We start from the raw sequence: 19,209 nt of genomic DNA, 5'->3' as shown, positions 1-19,209 counted from the left end.
GTTTATTTATATAATAATAAGTAAGTATGTATGAGATACTTCGGTTAATACGGATTCGTACCATTGCTTTTGCAGCTCTGACGATGTATGCCATGCGTTATCTGGTCATTCGGCCGATGCTGGATATCAATGGATTGGCTTTACAAATGACCGGGTGGGCGTTTTTTCTGCTCGTTGTTGCCGTATGCTGTCTGATATCGGGGGCTTATGTGATCAACGATTATTTCGATACCAAAAGCGATCGGATTTCAGGAATTAAAAAGGTCGTTGTAGGAAAAAGCATTAGCCGGAGAGTGGCCATATCGTTACATACTGTACTTAACCTGTTTGCCGTTTCTATCGCCTTTTATCTGGGATTTGCCGTGGGAGTCTGGAAAATCGGAATCCTGTTCCTGTTGGTATCCGGAATCCTTTGGTTCTATTCTTCTACTTACAAGAAATATTTTTTGACGGGAAATTTGTTGGTGGGTATACTGGCTTCTTTGATTCCAATCAGTGCTATCGTTTACGAAATTCCGTTATTGAATATGGCTTATGCAGAACTCCTCATCGAAACCGGAACGAATTTTTTATACATGTTCGATTGGGTATTTGGATTCGCCTGGTTTATCTTTTTGAATACTTTGATGTATGAGATCAATAAGGATATATACACGGTAGAAGGAGACCGGGAAAACGGGAATCATACCATTCCTGTAAAGTTGGGAATCAGGGCGGCAGAAGGAATTATTACCGCTTTAGCAGGTGTAGCTATGATTTCGGCTGTGCTGGCCTATTTCGTCGAATTCTCAGCTTCTTTAGCCATACTGATTTACATCATCTTCGCTTTGTTGCTTCCTTATGGGATATATATCATCTCCATCTTGAGCGGTAAGCGGAAAAGACGCTTCCAATTGTGGCTGATTCGTCTGATTATGGTATTGTGTTTGGGTGTCAGTGTATTTTTAAGACATTTCTTTTTCCTTATTTTTGCAGATTGAACGATCGGATAATAAAAATAAGATCTATGGAATATAAATTAATATTGGCTTCGGCTTCTCCAAGACGGCATCAGTTGATGTGTGATGCCGGATTTAAGTTTGAAGTAAGACTAAAACATACGGAAGAAATCTGGCCTGAGGGATTGGCCGTAGAGGAGGTTCCGGAATATCTGGCTGGTTTGAAAGCCAAAGCGTTCGACGGGGAACTGAAAGAAGGTGAGTTATTGATTACAGCCGATACCGTGGTCTGCTTGGATGCGAAGATACTCGGCAAGCCTGAAAACCGGGAACATGCAATCGAAATGCTACATCGATTATCGGGAAGAAAACATCAGGTTGTCACCGGAGTGTGTCTGACCACGCTTCAGGAACACCGTTCCTTTTCTGCCTATACGGACGTCTATTTCAAAACTTTGTCGGATCAGGAAATTATCTGTTATGTAGATACCTATAAACCTTTCGATAAGGCAGGTGCTTATGGAATACAGGAATGGATCGGTTACATCGGGATTGAAAGAATAGAAGGTTCTTTTTATAATGTCATGGGACTACCGGTTCAACAACTGTACGAAGCTTTGAGACGTTTTCCGAAGAAATCATAACATAAATTATAAACAATAAAACCAAATCTATGAAGAAAAAAGCTCTGTTTTTAGTTCTGGCTTTATGGATGAGCTGGATAGGTTGTTATGCCGACGAAGGCATGTGGATTCCCATGTTGTTGAAGAAATACAATATCGAAGACATGCAAAAAGAGGGGTTCAAACTGACCGCAGAAGATATTTACGATATTAATAAAGCCTCTTTAAAAGATGCCGTTATCGGTCTGGGCCGGGAAGGGCAGCCTTTTTTTCATTTTTGTACCGGTGAAATCATCAGCAACGAAGGACTGGTAGTAACCAATCACCATTGTTCCTTCGACATGATTCAGAACCACAGTAGTTTGGAACACAACTACCTGAGAGATGGTTTTTGGGCTAAGACCAAAGCAGAGGAATTGGCTAATCCGGGAGTGACAGCTTCTATTTTAGTCCGCATGGAGGATGTGACTGAAAAAGTGAAGGCACAATTATCTCCGGAAATGACCGAACAAGAAAAGAATGCAAAGATTACCTCCATTTGTAAACAATTGGAAGCAGAAGCAGTCAAAGGGACTAACCTAATGGCGAATATTAAGCCATATTTTAATGGGAATCAATATTTTATGTCGGTATTTAAAATTTACAAAGACGTTCGTTTAGTAGGCGCACCACCATCGGCTATCGGTAAATTCGGAGGAGATACCGACAACTGGATGTGGCCGAGACATACCGGAGATTTTTCGGTATTGCGTATCTATGCCGATGCGAATAATGAACCTGCGGCTTATTCGGCCGACAACAAACCCTACCGTCCGGCGACTTTCTTCAAAATTTCCAATAAAGGGATACAGGAAGGAGATTTTACGATGGTTTTCGGATATCCCGGGACTACTAATGAATACCTGACTTCTTATGCGATAGAACAGCTTCAGAACATAGAAAATCCGCATAAGATAGCTATCCGTACGGCAAAATTGAATATCATCAACGACGCCATGGAATCGGATGAATTGCTGCGGATCAAATATGCTTCCAAAGCTGCCAGTGTTGCGAATGCCTGGAAAAAGTGGCAGGGAGAAACCAAAGGGCTGAAAAGATTCAATACGATTGCCTTGAAACAACAGCAGGAAAAAGAATTTCTACAATGGGCTGCAGATAAAAAAGAATACAATAGCTTACTGAATCAGTACAAGGAACTCTATCAGAAGAGAAAAGACCTGATACTGGCCGCTTCTTATCTTAATGAAGCCGGTAAACGAGGTGCCGAGATCGTTGGCTGGGCAGCCGATATTTATAAAAAACTGAACGTTTCTGCCGAAAAGCTAGAGGAAGCCAAAGAGCAACTGAAAGCAGGAGCTGAGGAGTTTTATAAGGATTATGATGCAGCTACCGATCAGAAAATCCTGGTGGAGATGTTGCGGCTTTATAATCAGAACCTGACTCCGGACTGGATTCCAGAAGAGGTACAACTGGCTAACCGGAAAAAAGGCATCGAAGCTTATGTACAGACGCTTTTCTCTAAATCTATACTTGCAGATCAGGAAAATACGATGAAACTCATCGCGCAAGCTACTCCGGATACCTATAAAAAGTTAGAGAAAGATCCGGCTTACCGTCTATCGCTTTCGATGAATACTTTTTATGCGCAAAATATATTTCCCGAATTAGCTAAAATAGAAAAAGAAATTACCCGCTTAAATCAAATTTGGCTTGCCGGTTTGATGGAAATGCAGCCGGATAAAACCTTTTATGCAGACGCCAACTCTACGCTGAGGGTCGCTTACGGAAAAGTACAGGGCTATTCGCCATGTGATGCGGTTTATTACAAACATTATACGACTTTAAATGGGATTATGGAAAAAGATAATCCTGAAATCTATGATTATAATGTTCCGCAACGGTTGAGAGAGATTTATCAGAATCAAGATTTCGGAAATTATACCCAAAACGGAGAAATTCCGGTTTGTTTTATAGCCACCAATCATACTACCGGTGGAAATTCCGGTAGTCCGGTTTTAAATGCCGAAGGCCATTTGATCGGTCTGAACTTCGACCGGGCTTGGGATGGCGTGATGTCGGATATGCAATATGACGCTGAAATATGCCGGAACATTTCGGTGGATATCCGCTATGTCCTTTTTATCATCGATAAATTAGCCGGAGCCAGTCATCTGATCGACGAGATGGTCATTGTTACCGATTAAAAAAAACGCTCATCTGTCTAAGCTTTGGGGCAGATGAGCGTTTTTTTAGTTCTGTTTTTTATTTTACTCTTTTCTCTACAACTTCCCAGTTGACTATTTGCCAGAAATTTTCAATGTATTTTGCTCTTGCATTTTGTGTGTCGAGGTAGTAAGCATGCTCCCAGACATCCATGGTCAACAAGGGATATTTACCGTTTTTCAATGGATTTTCGGCATTCGGAGCCGGCCAAATCTCTAATTTATCATCTTCCTGTACCAACCATACCCAGCCTGATCCGAAGAGAGCCGTTCCGGCTTGGGTGAATTTTTCCTTGAAATCCTCGAAACTGCCGAAATTCTTTTCCAGCAGATTGCTTAATTTGCCTCGGGGAGCCTGTGCTCCGGAATGGTGCAGGGCTTCGAAATAAAAATAATGATTAAAAACCTGAGCTGCATTATTGAATAAACCGCCGGACGCTTTCTTGATGATCTCATGGATCGGCTGATCGTCGAATTGAGTTCCGGCCTTCAATTTGTTGGTATTGTCGATATAAGCAGCCAAATGTTTACCATAATGGAATTTGACCGTCTTTTCGCTGATGTATGGTTCCAGACTATTTTCTGCGTAGGGCAGAGGTTGAAGGGTAAACTTATTGTCTTTATCTCTGGTGTTAACTTCTTTGCATGAAAGCAAACCGCAATGACAAGATTCTGTATTCATAATAAATAAGATTTGATAGTTGATATTAGTATTAATACGTAACGATAAAATTCAATGTTTCTAAAGTAATAAAAAAAAACGGTTGAATGAGTATTTCAACCGTTTTTTTTGTATTTGTAATCCTCTGTTATGCATAATCCAACTTATCCAACATAAGTACAAAGCCGATTTCTATTTTACGGATTTGTGTCAAAATTTCTCCCAGCTGATTTTTTACCTCTTTCATAATCATGGCTTCCATGCCTTCCGGCATCTGGCTGAAATCTATTTCCATCATATCGACGATCATAGCGGCAATCTGATTTTCCATCATGGAATAAATCACCTGAAGGTAAACTTTATCGAAATACATCGTCATCTGTTTTCCCCGGATATCGTACTTGAAACTGATAGCAGGAATATTGGCCGCTTTATCTCCCATCAGATGCGCCATGACCTCTTTGTCTAAAGTAATCTGCAAATAATTACCCGATAACTCGTAGGTTCCGGGGAGATTGTACACGTCACCCTCTTTCATCCGGGCTGAAATGATCAGCTGCTTATTTTCTTTAAACTGGATTCCCTTGAAATAGGCTCCCATTTTTTCGGTTGCCATGGCATTGAACATAGCTTTAAACTCTGTCACAGCGATTTTCTTTTCATAATACGGTTTCATGCCGATACGAATGGTATCGCTGGCATATTCGAATGCAAAATGGGGTTTTTCGTATGCCCCGTATCTATTGGCCAGATCGGGTGTATCCTTATCGTCGTCGTTACAGGATATCGTGCAAAACGCAACAAAGCTTATCAGGAATAAAGAGATTAATGTTTTCATATTCAAAGTTTTAATAATTAAATTTTAAAAGTAACAGAAGCACCGAAGCGGGCAGGGGCTCCGGATTGTCCCATATCGTTGTAGATCGGTAATTTTTGACCGACAGGATTGTTCAGCATATAAGTAAAGAAAGCTTTATCCAGTATGTTCTTCCCCCATATCCTAAAATCGGCGTATTTACCCGAAATAGAAAGATCCAGATTCCACAAAAAATATGGTTTTTGTTTCAGCAGATTGGCTTCATCGAAATATTGTGTCCCGAATCCAGTCACAGTCGTTGAAGCGACAAATGAACGAAAACAGGAAGTTTTTACCGCTTTCTGGTAAATGAAACCCGTATTGCCTGTAAACTCAGGAGCCATGACGATCCGATTGCCTTCATGGGATTTATCCAGATTGTGGTAATATTCAGCATGGCTATATCCGGCCGATAGTATATAAGTGAGATTAGGCAAAAATTCCCAGCGCAAATCCATTTCACCTCCCAGACTATGAGCATCACCGGCATTCTTTATGCCAGGTCCCATCATTCCCATGACGAAGATCTGCTGGTCTTTCCAATCGATGTAGAACAGAGCAGCATTCAGATTGAATTTATAATCGGAACTGAAATATTTCATACCGATCTCATAATTCCAAAGTTTCTCTTCATCATAGCGGAGATCGACCACCTGTGAGCTCATCTCATTGACGATAATGTTGTAGCCCCCGGCTTTATAGCCTTTAGAAACACTCAAATATAAAGACAGGTTATCGTTCCATCTCTGTAAAAGTGAAAACTTGGGCAACCAGGCTTTAAAACCTTTATCTTCCTTCGAATCGTGGTAACTTGTATATTGTTGTTGTCCACTGAACAACAAACTATCCCGGTAGTTCAATTCCGATTTTTCGTAATCATACCGCAAACCTGCCGTCAGGGACATACCCGGCCATATTTCCTTTAGGGTTACCTGACCGTATCCGGCTATTCCCCAGGTTACCGTATTATTATGGTACTTAGCGTTATCCAAAGCCATGGGCAATAAATAAGCCTTGTCTTTCCCAAAGGTCGCCAGATAACGATTCGTCAGATCTTTATAAAAACCGAAAGCCCCGGCAGTCCAATCGACATGCCGGTTTTCATTCGACTGGATATTGAACTCCTGAGTCAGTAAGTTCTGCCTGGATTTTTTACCGTTATCGAATACATCCAGATAAGTAAAATCTGCATCGAGCATCTGTCTGTCCTGCGTCCGGGAATAAGAAGTGACCGTATTAAAAGCAAGTCTTTGCCATTTCTTTTTCAAATTCAGATAGGAAGAAAGCAGGTCGCGCTTATAAGAAGAAGGTATATTGTAATTTACCGTATAGCGATGTACTTTCAGCGAATCGATCGCAGCATAGGCATAACCTCCGTCGAAGGAATGGTTGAAGTTTATACCGAAACCAATTTCCCAGTTATTTTCCGTAAATACATTCCCCTGATAACGAATATTATAGGAGTCCGAAGGATTGGATTTCCGGTCTTGTTCATAGTGATTTTTGAAATAGCCTTCAGACTTATTGTACGAGAAAGACAATTTATTATATAAACGTTTCCAGGGAAGGTTCAGGACTAAATTATAATTTTGTGACCGGTAACTGGAATATCCTATTTTTACCTGTGCAGCGAATACATTCGACGGGGGATTGGTGTTTATATTGATCAAACCGTTGATACTATTACGCCCGTACAAGGTAGTTTGAGGTCCGCGCAGCACTTCGATTTGCCGGATGTCGTATAAATCGAAGACAAAGGCGTTCTTATCGAATACGGGTACACCGTCTACATAAAGTCCGACAGGTGGGGTACCCGAAACAGTACCGATACCGCGGATATAGAGGGGAGTTGATAATTTTAACCCTCCTTCCTGCATATAAAAATTAGGAACTATTCCGGAAATATTCCGTAAATCCGGATTGTTCTCTCCGGGAATAGAACGGGGGGTAATGACCGTTAAAGCGGTCGGAATATCACCTGGATTCAGTTCTCTCTTTTCGGCGGTAACGACTACTTCTTGTAATTCTCTTACTATATTGTAGGTGGAATCCGTCGATAAAACGGACATTTGTTGCGCAGAAAGTCCACTATATAGTAATACACCAATAATGCAAAAAATAAAACGCATATTGAATTTTTTTTAATTAAAAAACGATGTTGGTAAAATTCGGGCAGCCGAATAAATAAGTTTAAACAGTTGCAGGAGGTGCCCGTAAAAGCAGGTGGGTAAGGGCAGGAGAGAGGTAAAAAACGGATTGAAATAACGGAAGATCCGGCTTGCAGTCACAGAATACCTCTGCCTTGGAATAAGTTTTTTGTTCTTGTTTTTCAACCTGATAAAAGTAAGCCTTTTCAAAAGAAGATGTTCCGGTTTGTTGATACACAACAACTTCCGGGAGTATTGGATCGACTTCCGGACTACCTGCAGCGCCTCTGAAATAAAAACACACGATCAAAAAGGCCGGAACCAGCAGGTAAATAAATAGGTGTGCTGACATTCCCAGAAAAAACATGTTACAAAACTACAAATAAAATGGAAGGATAGAGTAAAAATAGCAGATTAATTTTTTCCTCTAAAAAACATTGAAATTTTTGTTTTTTATAAAAAAGTTGTAATTTTGTATTCGTTATAAATTTGTAATGATTACAATTTAACAATGAATACAAATATCAATGCACGGGATTATTTGGAAAAGTGTGGGATTAAACCTTCTTTGCAACGGATAGCTATTGTAGAATATCTGATGGAAAACCGTATTCATCCTACTGCCGACGATATATATCATGCATTGTGTATCCAAGTACCTACTTTGTCTAAAACGACGGTATACAATACGATGCGTCTGTTTGCCGAGCAAGGAGCGGTACTTCCACTGGTTATCGACGATAAAAATGTTCGGTTCGACATCGATACTTCCTGTCATGCTCATTTCCAGTGTTGTGCGTGTAATCGGGTGTTCGATATTCCGGTTGAAAAAATAGGATTATTAAATACCAAACAGATCGGGGATTTGTATGTCACGGAAACCCATCTTTATTATAAAGGATATTGTAAAGCTTGTAGAAATAAAACGGCAGGGTAGTACCCCCTTTAAATTATATTAATCAATAAAATCAAGACGTTATGAAAAAGTTTATCTGTACGGTATGTGGTTATGTTTATGAAGGTGAAGAAGCTCCTGAATTCTGTCCTCAGTGTAAAGTTCCAAGAAGTAAATTCAAAGAATTGGTTGAAACCGAAGGTGCTTTAACTTTTGCAGACGAACATGTGATCGGTGTAGCTAAAGGAGTAGATGCTGAAGTTTTAGAAGGACTGAAAGCTCATTTCACTGGAGAATGTACCGAAGTAGGGATGTATTTGGCTATGAGTCGTCAGGCAGACCGGGAAGGTTATCCGGAAGTGGCGGAAGCTTTCAAGCGTTATGCCTGGGAAGAAGCAGAACATGCAGCTAAATTTTGTGAGTTGCTCGGCGAATGTGTCTGGGATACTGAGACCAACCTGAAAAAAAGAATGGAAGCTGAAGCCGGTGCTTGTGAAGACAAGAAGAGAATCGCTACGCTGGCTAAAAAACTCAACCTGGATGCTATCCACGATACCGTTCATGAAATGTGTAAAGACGAAGCCCGTCATGGAAAAGGGTTTGAAGGTCTGTACAACAGATATTTCAAAAAATAATCCCACATCCCGCGGGTAAGCTTTACCTGCGGGATATAAAACTCTGACGGGCCTTGCATCGTATGATTTAGAAACATTAAATCGAAATAGGATGAAAAGGATCGTTTTATTACGCCACGGAGAAAGTCTGTGGAATCAGGAAAATAAATTTACCGGCTGGACGGATGTCGATTTATCTCCCAAAGGGATTCAAGAAGCCATCAAAGCCGGAGATTTACTGAAAGAAAAGGGATTTGTATTCGACAAAGCCTATACTTCTTATCTGAAAAGAGCCATCAAAACACAGAATTATGTACTCGACCGTTTAGACCAGGATTGGATTCCGGTAGAGAAAAACTGGCGGCTGAACGAAAAACATTACGGGGCTCTGCAAGGACTCAATAAAAGTACGACTGCTGCCCGATACGGTGACGAACAAGTATTGATCTGGCGGCGAAGTTATGATATTCCGGCCCCGGCTTTATCACCGGAAGATCCACGGAATCCCCGATTCGATCCCAGATATAAAGATGTACCGCCAGCCTTATTGCCTGAAACAGAATCTTTGAAAGATACTGTCGAACGTATCTTACCTTATTGGAAAGAAGAAATATTTCCTTCATTGACACATATCGATCAAATTTTGGTTACTGCGCACGGAAACAGCTTGAGAGGAATCATTAAATACCTGAAAAATATTTCCGATGAGGATATCGTCGGTTTGAACCTTCCTACAGCCGTACCTTATGTTTTTGATTTCGACAATGACCTTCGCCTGATCAACGACTATTTTCTGGGAGATCCCGAAGAAATTAAGAAATTGATGGAAGCAGTAGCCAAACAAGGACAAAAAAAGTGAATCTTTTTTGTTTAAAGTTCCTCAATTCCCTGGACCCTATAGACGTGTCTCTACGGTCGCTGGTGTGACCGATCGGAAATAAAGTGCCAGTCCTGTAGGATCCAAGGAATTTATAAATTGAAAATCTGTCCATTTCTAATATTTAAGCCAGTTTAATATGGGAATCCAGATAGACATCCTGTATGGCATGTAATAATTGAACTCCTTCAGCCATTGGTTTTTGGAAGGCTTTTCGGCCTGAAATCAAGCCCATACCGCCGGCTCTTTTATTGACTACAGCGGTGATGACAGCTTCTTTTAAGTCACTTTCCCCGTGGGATTCCCCGCCCGAATTGATCAGGCCGATACGTCCCATATAACAATTAGCCACTTGATAGCGGCATAGATCGATCGGATGTTCGGAGGTTAATTCAGTGTACATCCGTTGATCGGATTTAGAATAATTCAAGGCAGAAAAACCACCGTTGTTCTCGGGAAGTTTCTGTTTTATGATATCTGCTTCTATACTCACGCCCAGATGATTTGCCTGCCCGGTCAGATCGGCTGCAACATGATAATCCTTACCGAATTTTTTGAATGCCGGATTCCGCAGATAACACCATAAAATGGTAAACATACCTAATTCATGCGCCTGACCGAATATTTTCGCAATTTCGACCAGTTGTCTGCGACTTTCCGGTGAACCGAAATAAATAGTCGCACCGATTCCGATGGCTCCCATATCCCAGGCTTCTTTGACCTGACCGAATAAAATCTGGTCATATGAATTGGGATAACTAAGAAGTTCGTTGTGATTGATTTTTACTACAAACGGTATTTTATGGGCATACTTCCGGGCGACACTCCCCAAAACTCCGAAAGTAGAAACAACGGCATTACATCCTCCTTCAATAGCTAGTTTAACGATGTTTTCCGGATCGAAATACAGCGGATTAGGAGCGAAAGAAGCCCCTGCCGTGTGTTCGACCCCCTGATCTACCGGCAAAATGGATACATATCCGGTATTGGCCAATCTTCCCTGCATCAACAATCTCCGCATATTATTCAGGGTCGGGAGATTCCGGTCGCTATTCATCCAAACCTTTTCAATAACATCAGGCCCTGGAGTGTAGAGAAGTGATTTGTCGATCGTTTTACAAGAATGTCCTAAATAATATTCTTGCTTATCGCCAAGAATCTGGGCGATTCTGATAGATTTTTCCATAAACGAAATATTTTAGTTCATATTCGGTTTACGGTATTTTTTGCAGGTTGTTTCCGGTCAGCGGGTTTTAATTCCGGCAGAAGCATAGATCAGAAAGATTGCCGGCCGTTTATTGATATCCGGTTTCTGTTTCTTCCAATCCTGAATAGACATTGTTCTGATATATTCATTTTCAGTAGTAATATCACAAGCTATCGAAAGTAAAGTTTGAGGATGTAATACTTGAAGCATTTCTTCAAAAAGCTTCAGATTCCGGTAAGGGGTTTCAATAAAAATCTGGGTTCGGTTTTCAGCTTGTGACTGGCGTTCAAAATTTTTTAAGGCTTTATTTCTTTCGGGGCTCTTTATGGGCAGATAACCGTTAAATGAAAAATGCTGGCCGTTACAGCCCGAAGCGATTAAAGCCAACAAAATCGACGATGGACCGACCAGCGGCACAACTTGAATCGCTTTCCGATGGGCTAAAGCGACCAATTCTGCTCCGGGATCTGCGATTCCCGGACAACCGGCCTCTGAAATAATACCGACATCCTCTTTCTCCAGGTAAGGCAAACAAGCTTCGACTGCTTTGCGATCCGAATGTTCGTTTAATTCCAAAAAAGTCAATTCCTCCAAAACAATCGATTTATCGATCTGTTTCAAGAAACGACGGGTATTTTTGGGATTTTCGCTGGCGAATATTTTTATATTTTTAATGCGGGCGATTACTTCGGAAGGTAACACCCCATGGATATTTGAATCTCCCAACGTATTGGGAATCAGAAATAATTTTCCCATATTAAAATTCAGAAATCGATAGACATTTTAGGAATTAAAATCTGTTCAAAGGTAACACCAATTTTGTAATATATGTTATCTTTGTGGAGACAATTTAAGACTGTATGAAATTAACTATTCTGGGAAGTGGAACATCACAGGGTATTCCCGTGATTGCTTGTGATTGTCCGGTATGCCGTTCAGCCGATCCACATGATAAACGGCTGAGAGCTTCTGCCATGCTGGATATAAAAGGAAAGAAAATTATTATAGATGCAGGACCCGATTTCCGGTATCAAATGCTCCGGAGTCAGGTGAAAGACCTGCGGGCGATATTACTGACCCATGGCCATAAAGACCATATCGGTGGCTTGGATGATGTGCGGGCTTTCAATTGGGTGAAACAAGGAGCTGTCGACGTATACGGTAACGAGGGAACCCGGGAAGTTGTATACAAAGATTTCTCTTATGCCTTCGCAGCTTTCCGTTATCCCGGTGTGCCTGAAATCAACTATCATGTGATCGACGACCGGCCTTTTTACATAGATGATATTCAAGTGGTTCCTATTCCGGTTTTGCATTATAAAATGCCCGTACTGGGATTTCGGATCGGTAATTTTGCTTATATCACCGATGCAAAAACAATCCCGGCCTCTTCCATGGAACGGCTGAAGGGGGTCGAATATCTGGTAATAAATGCACTTCGCAAGGAATTGCATATGTCTCACTTCAATTTAGAAGAAGCACTTACCATGATAGCCCGTATCCAGCCTAAAAGTGCTTTTTTGACCCATATCGGTCATCAAATGGGACTTTCGGCAGAGGTATCAAAAGAGTTGCCTGTTCAGGTAAAATTAGCATACGATACCCTGGAAATTGAAATTCCTGATCGGGAGATTTTCGAAAATCGATCGTAAAAAGAAGAGGTAAATTTCTTTTATAATGTCTGAATTTATTACATTTGTGTGATTTTTACAGAATTAGGGAAAAACAGTGTGGTTTTCCCTTTTATTTCTTTGATTAACAGTAATTTAAATATAGATGGAAAACGGCGGAGAAAAAATTATTAAAATCAACATTGAAGAGGAAATGAAATCATCTTACATTGACTATTCAATGTCGGTGATTGTTTCGCGGGCTTTACCAGATGTACGTGATGGTCTGAAACCCGTTCATAGACGAGTCTTGTTCGGTATGGATGAATTGGGATTGACCTCGGGTAAACCATACAAGAAGTCAGCTAGAATTGTAGGAGAGGTGTTGGGTAAGTATCATCCTCACGGCGATAGTTCCGTGTACATGGCTATGGTCCGGATGGCACAGGAATGGTCATTGCGCTATCCGTTGGTGGACGGTCAGGGAAACTTCGGCTCGGTAGACGGGGATAGTCCTGCTGCAATGCGTTATACGGAAGCACGTATGGCGAAAATTACTGAAGATATGTTGATCGATATCGACAAGGATACCGTCGATATGATGGATAACTTCGACGGTTCGTTGAAAGAACCGACAGTTCTTCCGACCCGTATACCTTATTTATTAGTGAACGGAGCCTCGGGGATTGCCGTCGGTATGGCTACCAATATGCCGCCTCACAACATCAAAGACGCTATAGATGCTATTTGTGCTTATATCGATAATAACGATATCGACATCGAAGAGCTGATCAAAATTATTAAAGCTCCGGATTTTCCTACCGGTGGAACGATCTACGGATACAGTGGAGTACGTGAATCCTATCTGACCGGGAGGGGACGTGTCGTCATTCGTCCGAAAACTTCGGTAGAGGTGATGCCGAACGGTAGGGAAAAGTTGATCGTTCACGAAATCCCCTATATGGTCAACAAAGCAGAGTTGATTTCCCGGATTGCCGACCTGATCAACGAAAAGAAAATCGACGGTATCTCGAATATCAATGACGAATCCGACCGGGAAGGAATGCGTATCGTTATCGATATCAAGAAAGATGCGATTTCGAATGTTGTATTGAATACTTTATTGAAACATACCGCCCTCCAATCTTCTTTCGGAGTAAATAACGTCGCTTTGGTTCACGGACGTCCGAGATTACTCAATCTGAAAGATATCATCCGTTACTTCGTAGAACACCGGCACGATGTGGTCGTTCGTCGTACTCAATTCGAATTGAGAAAAGCGGAAGAACGGGCACATATCCTGGAAGGTCTGATCATTGCTTCCGATCACATCGACGAAGTGATTCGTTTGATCCGGGCTTCAAAAACGCCTCAGGACGCTCAGGCTGCCTTGATGGATGCGTTCAGTCTGACAGACAAGCAAGCAGCAGCAATCGTCGCTATGCGTCTGGGGCAATTGACAGGGCTGGAACAAGATAAATTAAGAGCCGAATATGAAGACATCGAAAAACTGATCGCTCATTTGAACGACATTCTGGCCCATGTAGAACTGAGAATGGAGATTATTAAGAACGAGTTGTTGGCTGTGAAAGCACAGTATGGGGACGACCGCCGGACAGATATCGTTTATGCTTCCGAAGAATTCAATCCGGAAGATTTTTATGCAGATGAAGAAATGGTGATCACGATTTCTCATATGGGTTATATTAAACGTACTCCGTTGTCCGAATATAAAGTGCAGAACCGGGGAGGAGTCGGATCGAAAGGTTCGGCTACACGGGATGAAGACTTCCTGGAACATATGATTATGGCCACCATGCACAATACCATGCTTTTCTTTACAGAAAAGGGAAAATGTTTCTGGCTGAAAGTATACGAAATACCCGAAGGTACGAAACAATCCAAAGGACGGGCAATCCAGAATCTATTGAATATAGAACCGGACGATAAAGTGAAAGCTTATATCAATCTGCTGGATTTAAAAGATTATGACTATATCAACAGCAATTATATCGTATTGTGTACCAAAAAAGGTATCATTAAGAAAACAACGCTGGAGGCTTATTCACGTCCCCGTCAGAATGGAGTGAATGCCATTACCATCAAAGAGGGCGACCAGTTGCTGGAAGCTAAGCTGACCAATGGAGAGAATGACATTATGATTGCCGTAAAATCCGGTAAAGCCATTCGTTTTCCCGAGTCTAAGGTGCGGCCGATGGGACGTACCGCTTCGGGAGTCAGAGGAATCTGGATGGAAGACGACGACGAAGCGATCGGTATGGTTTGTGTCGAGCCTAATAGTGCCAATATTCTGGTTGTATCCGAAAATGGCTTCGGCAAACGTTCGGCGATCGAAGATTATCGGATCACCAACCGGGGCGGTAAAGGGGTCAAGACCATCAATATGACTGAAAAAACAGGTAATCTGATTGCGTTGATCGATGTAACGGACGAAGATAACCTGATGATTATCAATCGTTCGGGATTAACTATCCGGCTTGAAGTTTCTTCCTTGCGAGTGATGGGACGGAATACCCAGGGTGTGAAACTGATCAACTTAAGAAATGAGGATTCGATTGCTGCCGTAGCGAAAGTTTCTGCCGCGAAAGATGAAGAGAATAGTGAGGTAGTTGCCGAGGAAGAAAGGGGAGAAGCAGAGCCGAACGGACAGTCTGAAGAAAATGTGTAACCAAGATCACGTAAAATACGTGGAATAGAAACATAAATTAATGTAAAATTTATACTTATGAGAAAATTATCCTTTATTATGATTTTACTTTTTTGTGCGACTTTTACGTATGCACAAAAAGGAAAAGTAACTCAGGCAATCAGTTATCTGACTTCGGGTAAATTGGATCAGGCCAAAAAATTAATCGATGAAGCGATGGGACATGAATCCTGTGTCGCCTGGGATAAAGCTTATTTCACTAAAGGCCAGATTTATCAGGCCCTATATGAAAGTCCTGTTGCAGATTACAAAAAATTAGATTCCGAAGCTGTAGAAAAAGCCTGGGAAGCTTATCAAAAAGTAATCGAATTGGATGTGAAGAAAAAATATCCCAAAAAGCTGGAAACTCAATATCGGAATTTAGCGATCGATTTCACCAACAGAGCTGCTGAACTTTACAATGCAAAAGACTTTAAAAAGGCCTTGGCGTCTTTCAAAAGAGTACTTGAAATAAAAAGTTCGCCGATACTGACAGCAAACGGAGAAGTTTCCATCGACACCGCCGTTATTTATAATGCCGGTCTATGTGCTCAGCAAGCCGAAGAATATGCCGATGCTGAAAAATTCCTGAAAGAATCTATAAAATTGAATTACGAACCGGCCCAAAGTTATGCGATGTTGAGTAATGTTTTGAAACAACAAGGCAAAAACGAAGAAGCACTGGAATATCTGCACAAAGGATACGAACAATATCCCGATAATGCGTATATGTTAGTGGAATTGATCAATCATTATTTATTGGGGGGTGAACCTGAAAAAGCTGAAGTTTATCTGGATGCGGCTATCAAACAAGATCCGAAAAATGCATCTTTTTACAGGGCTAAAGGTACATTATACGAAAAAACCGAGCGGCCGGCACAAGCAGAGGAAATGTATGTAAAAGCGTTGGAATTGGATCCGAAAGACTTTTTGGCTCAATACAATCTGGGAAATATTAAATTGACAGAAGCGATCAATTTCCATAAAAAAGTTCAGGATATAGTCGATGTCAACGAATATAATAAAGAATTGGAAAAAGTTTACATCGCTTATGAATCTGTCATTCCGTATTTTGAAAAAGCATTGGAACTCAGTCCGGATGAAAAAAATACCCTGGCAACTTTGAGAGAACTTTATTTCAAACTGAGAAATCAAAAACCTGAATATCAGCAGAGATATGATGAGATAAAACAAAAGCTCGAAGCACAGTAAAAATAAAGGGGATTTTCCACTCCCCTTTATTTTAAAATATTATTATTAACATAATATAAATTATAGGACAAATATTCCAGACGGAGTTTACCCCAATTCTTATTATAGATTTTAAATATTTGCTCAAAAAGATGTCAACAAAAATTATTATCTTTGTCCACATTGTTTTAACACACATCATACTATGCGGGATAAAGTCGTTATTATTACTGGTGCGTCGTCCGGAATTGGTAAAGCTTTAGCATACGAATTGGCACATCAAGGAGCTAAAGTTGTCTTAGCAGCAAGAAATATTGAGGAATTACTTCATATCGAACAAGATTTAAGACAGCAAGAAGCTGAGGTGTTGTCGGTACGTACCGATGTGACGAAAGAATTGGCTTGTAAAGAATTGATCGAACAAGCTTATGCCCGTTTCGGACGGATCGATGCTTTGATCAACAATGCCGGAATTTCTATGCGCGCTTTGTTGGAAGATCTGGAACCGGCAGTACTCCGCAAAGTAATGGATGTCAATTTCTGGGGAACCGTATATTGTTCGAAATATGCCTTACCTTATTTATTGGAATCCAAAGGAAGTTTGGTCGGAGTGATTTCTATTGCAGGATTTATAGGTCTGCCGGGACGTACAGGCTATGCGGCCAGTAAATTTGCCGTTCGTGGATTTTTGAATACCGTCCGGATCGAAAATATGAAAAAAGGACTTCATGTGATGGTGGCAGCCCCCGGTTTTACAGCTTCCAACATACGGAAAACTGCTTTGAATGCCAATGGACGGCAACAAGGAGAAAGTCCCCGGAACGAAAACAAAATGATGACTGCCGAGAAATGTGCTGCAATCATCGTGAAAGGAATCAGAAAAAGAAAAAGAGAAATTATAATGACTTTTGTAGAAGGTAAATTAGCCGTATTCTTAAGTAAATGGTTGCCGGGTTTAGTGGATCGGCTCAGTTATTCACTGATGGCAAAAGAACCGGATTCTCCTTTTAAATAAGTGTGTTATGAGAAATATATTTCTTTTGTTTCTGTTTATATGTATAACCGGAAGTGGTTGGGCCCAGTTGTTATATCCGGAAGTCATGGAGCCCCGGACACCACTGAACGGCCCTGTGGTAAATAAACTGACGGGGCTCTCCTTCCCTCCTTTTCTCTACAAAGTAAGACAGGAAAACCGGACTATTGAAAACCCGGGAGTCCGGTATGCCATACAAAATCTGAAGAAGGAACGTTATCCGGAACCACAGGTCAATGAAGCCATCAATACCCTGATTCGCTATGCTGAAGATGAAAGATTAAAGCATGTGGTGGAGTATCTGAAAAGATATGCCCAAACGATGGGAAAAAAGGAACAAGCCCTGGAAACACTCGAACAAAAGATTACCTATGATAGTATCGAATTTTATAAAAATACTGAGTATTTACTGACCGGAGATTTTGAAGAATATATCAATACCGATTTACAGACCTTTGTCAACTATATTCATCAGGATTCCAATTATATATGGCTTAGGGATGCCAGCCGGGATTCTGTCCTGCTGGAAATCATGAGTGTGGCCGATAACTCTGTTCGCTTTTGGGTCAATAACGGGCGGATGCAATATCATCGTTTTTGGGCTTCCAATAAAATATGCGATACGATCGGCACCTGGATTCAGGTGATGCCACAAGGTAACCGGCTGAAAATCTATGTTGACGAAGATGTATACCAGACTCCCGCCATAGAGAAAAAACATGCTGAAACCAATGAAGCCGGCATTTCCAATCGCTTCGACGATGAATATTTCAAGCTCAATCCGATGCAGGTCGGGCAGTTACATCGGAGATACTGGACTTATTATTCCGAAGTCGAGTTGGCCATGAGTCAGGGTAAACTGGCCAACTGGACCAGTGGGGGTGAAAATTCCTTATCCCTGTTGAGTAATATCCGTTATTTCTGGAATTACAACCGGAATAATACCAGCTGGGAAAACTGGGTACACTATCGCTTCGGTTTCATGAAAAATGGGGATGAAGATATCCGGAAGAATGAAGATCGCTTTGAGTTGAACTCGAAATTGGGACAAAGGGCCTTTAAACATTGGTATTATACCGCCCAGTTCAATGTCATTACCCAGCTTTTCAACTCCTACGAGTATCCGCAGGATCAGGACAAGAAACTGGTTGCCAATTTTATGAGCCCGGGAGATTTCACCCTGTCATTGGGTCTTGATTTTAAGCCTAACGATCGTTTTTCGTTGTTTATCTCCCCTATTGCCGGTAAATGGAATTTTGTCCGGGATACGGCGAAAATCGACGTCGGACGTTATGGAGTGGAACAAGGTAAACGGGCCAGAAGGGAGGCCGGTGCAAGAATAGACCTGAGGAGCACGCAAAACAATATCTTTAAAATCATGAACATCAGGAACGAATTGACCTGGTTTATGAGTTATGAAAAAAAAGACCATTATCTGAATTTTGAATCCGATAACGAAGAAAAAAAGAAAATTCCTTTTACAGTAAACTGGAAACTCAATATCGACTTTAATATCAACTATTTCATGAGGGCTTCGATTTATACGGAAACTATTTATAATGAGAACAATTCCAAAAAGTTACAATTCAAGGAAAATTTGAATCTGGGTGTAAATTTCAGATTCTGAC

At 41.1% G+C, this 19,209-nt stretch carries 16 protein-coding genes; 11 read left to right on the top strand and 5 right to left on the bottom strand.

The genetic code is table 11. The annotated features are described in order from the left end of the window. Window positions 1-26: 26 nt before the first annotated feature. Genes WS34_RS00540 through WS34_RS00530 form a run of 3 tightly spaced genes read left to right on the top strand, consistent with a single transcriptional unit; the run spans window position 27 to window position 3,765 of the window. On the top strand, window positions 27-980 hold the full coding sequence (locus WS34_RS00540) for a geranylgeranylglycerol-phosphate geranylgeranyltransferase (protein WP_022160886.1): 954 nt from the start codon (window positions 27-29) through the stop codon (window positions 978-980). A gap of 26 nt (window positions 981-1,006) precedes the next feature. Continuing rightward, window positions 1,007-1,582, top strand: coding sequence for a Maf family nucleotide pyrophosphatase (locus WS34_RS00535; RefSeq protein WP_046402437.1), 576 nt, complete (start codon window positions 1,007-1,009; stop codon window positions 1,580-1,582). A gap of 29 nt (window positions 1,583-1,611) precedes the next feature. Further along, window positions 1,612-3,765, top strand: a complete 2,154-nt coding sequence (locus tag WS34_RS00530) for a S46 family peptidase (protein WP_022160888.1) — start codon at window positions 1,612-1,614, stop codon at window positions 3,763-3,765. Between the two features lie 58 nt (window positions 3,766-3,823). Here the strand turns inward: WS34_RS00530 and WS34_RS00525 are convergent, their stop codons facing one another. The 3 genes from WS34_RS00525 to WS34_RS00515 all read right to left on the bottom strand — a co-directional run bounded on the left by WS34_RS00525 (window position 3,824) and on the right by WS34_RS00515 (window position 7,429). Next, window positions 3,824-4,465 carry a superoxide dismutase gene (locus tag WS34_RS00525; protein WP_022160889.1) on the bottom strand — a complete coding sequence of 214 codons (642 nt, stop codon included), beginning with the start codon at window positions 4,463-4,465 and terminating at the stop codon, window positions 3,824-3,826. Between the two features lie 127 nt (window positions 4,466-4,592). After that, window positions 4,593-5,282 carry a hypothetical protein gene (locus tag WS34_RS00520; RefSeq protein ID WP_046402435.1) on the bottom strand — a complete coding sequence of 230 codons (690 nt, stop codon included), beginning with the start codon at window positions 5,280-5,282 and terminating at the stop codon, window positions 4,593-4,595. A gap of 17 nt (window positions 5,283-5,299) precedes the next feature. After that, a complete protein-coding gene (locus WS34_RS00515) occupies window positions 5,300-7,429 on the bottom strand; it encodes a TonB-dependent receptor (RefSeq protein WP_046402432.1) in 2,130 nt (709 codons plus the stop codon). 529 nt (window positions 7,430-7,958) lie between these two features. Between WS34_RS00515 and WS34_RS00505 the strand changes: the two genes are divergently transcribed. From WS34_RS00505 to gpmA, 3 genes are all read left to right on the top strand, one after another. Beyond that, window positions 7,959-8,384, top strand: a complete 426-nt coding sequence (locus WS34_RS00505; protein WP_013611023.1) for a Fur family transcriptional regulator — start codon at window positions 7,959-7,961, stop codon at window positions 8,382-8,384. Window positions 8,385-8,425: 41 nt separating this feature from the next. Next, entirely contained in the window at window positions 8,426-8,977 is a 552-nt protein-coding gene (locus tag WS34_RS00500; RefSeq protein ID WP_013611024.1) for a ferritin family protein, read from the top strand. 91 nt (window positions 8,978-9,068) lie between these two features. Beyond that, window positions 9,069-9,815 (top strand): 2,3-diphosphoglycerate-dependent phosphoglycerate mutase, encoded by a 747-nt coding sequence (gene gpmA, locus WS34_RS00495; RefSeq protein WP_013611025.1) that lies wholly within the window; start codon window positions 9,069-9,071, stop codon window positions 9,813-9,815. 142 nt (window positions 9,816-9,957) lie between these two features. Here gpmA and WS34_RS00490 read toward each other — a convergent pair whose 3' ends face one another. Continuing rightward, the gene (locus WS34_RS00490) at window positions 9,958-11,019 is read right to left on the bottom strand and encodes a class I fructose-bisphosphate aldolase (protein ID WP_013611026.1); all 1,062 of its coding nucleotides are present in this window, start codon (window positions 11,017-11,019) and stop codon (window positions 9,958-9,960) included. Window positions 11,020-11,076: 57 nt separating this feature from the next. Then, window positions 11,077-11,796 (bottom strand): SAM-dependent methyltransferase, encoded by a 720-nt coding sequence (locus WS34_RS00485; RefSeq protein ID WP_046402427.1) that lies wholly within the window; start codon window positions 11,794-11,796, stop codon window positions 11,077-11,079. 104 nt (window positions 11,797-11,900) lie between these two features. Here WS34_RS00485 and WS34_RS00480 point away from each other — a divergent pair, with 104 nt between their 5' ends. From WS34_RS00480 to WS34_RS00460, 5 genes are all read left to right on the top strand, one after another. After that, window positions 11,901-12,692: an MBL fold metallo-hydrolase gene (locus WS34_RS00480; protein WP_013611028.1), complete on the top strand. Its 792-nt coding sequence runs from the start codon at window positions 11,901-11,903 to the stop codon at window positions 12,690-12,692. 124 nt (window positions 12,693-12,816) lie between these two features. Then, complete coding sequence (gyrA, locus tag WS34_RS00475) at window positions 12,817-15,339, top strand: DNA gyrase subunit A (protein WP_046402425.1); 2,523 nt, start codon at window positions 12,817-12,819, stop codon at window positions 15,337-15,339. Window positions 15,340-15,396: 57 nt separating this feature from the next. After that, a complete protein-coding gene (locus WS34_RS00470; protein WP_022160896.1) occupies window positions 15,397-16,569 on the top strand; it encodes a tetratricopeptide repeat protein in 1,173 nt (390 codons plus the stop codon). Between the two features lie 184 nt (window positions 16,570-16,753). Next, window positions 16,754-17,563, top strand: a complete 810-nt coding sequence (locus WS34_RS00465) for an SDR family oxidoreductase (protein WP_046402422.1) — start codon at window positions 16,754-16,756, stop codon at window positions 17,561-17,563. A gap of 7 nt (window positions 17,564-17,570) precedes the next feature. Further along, a complete protein-coding gene (locus WS34_RS00460; protein WP_013611032.1) occupies window positions 17,571-19,208 on the top strand; it encodes a DUF3078 domain-containing protein in 1,638 nt (545 codons plus the stop codon). The last annotated feature ends 1 nt before the right edge of the window (window position 19,209 follow it).

Source organism: Odoribacter sp. N15.MGS-14 (genome assembly GCF_000980245.1).
In the GTDB taxonomy this organism is placed as follows: Bacteria; Bacteroidota; Bacteroidia; order Bacteroidales; family Marinifilaceae; genus Odoribacter; species Odoribacter splanchnicus.
This window is presented reverse-complemented; position numbering and strand designations above follow the sequence as displayed.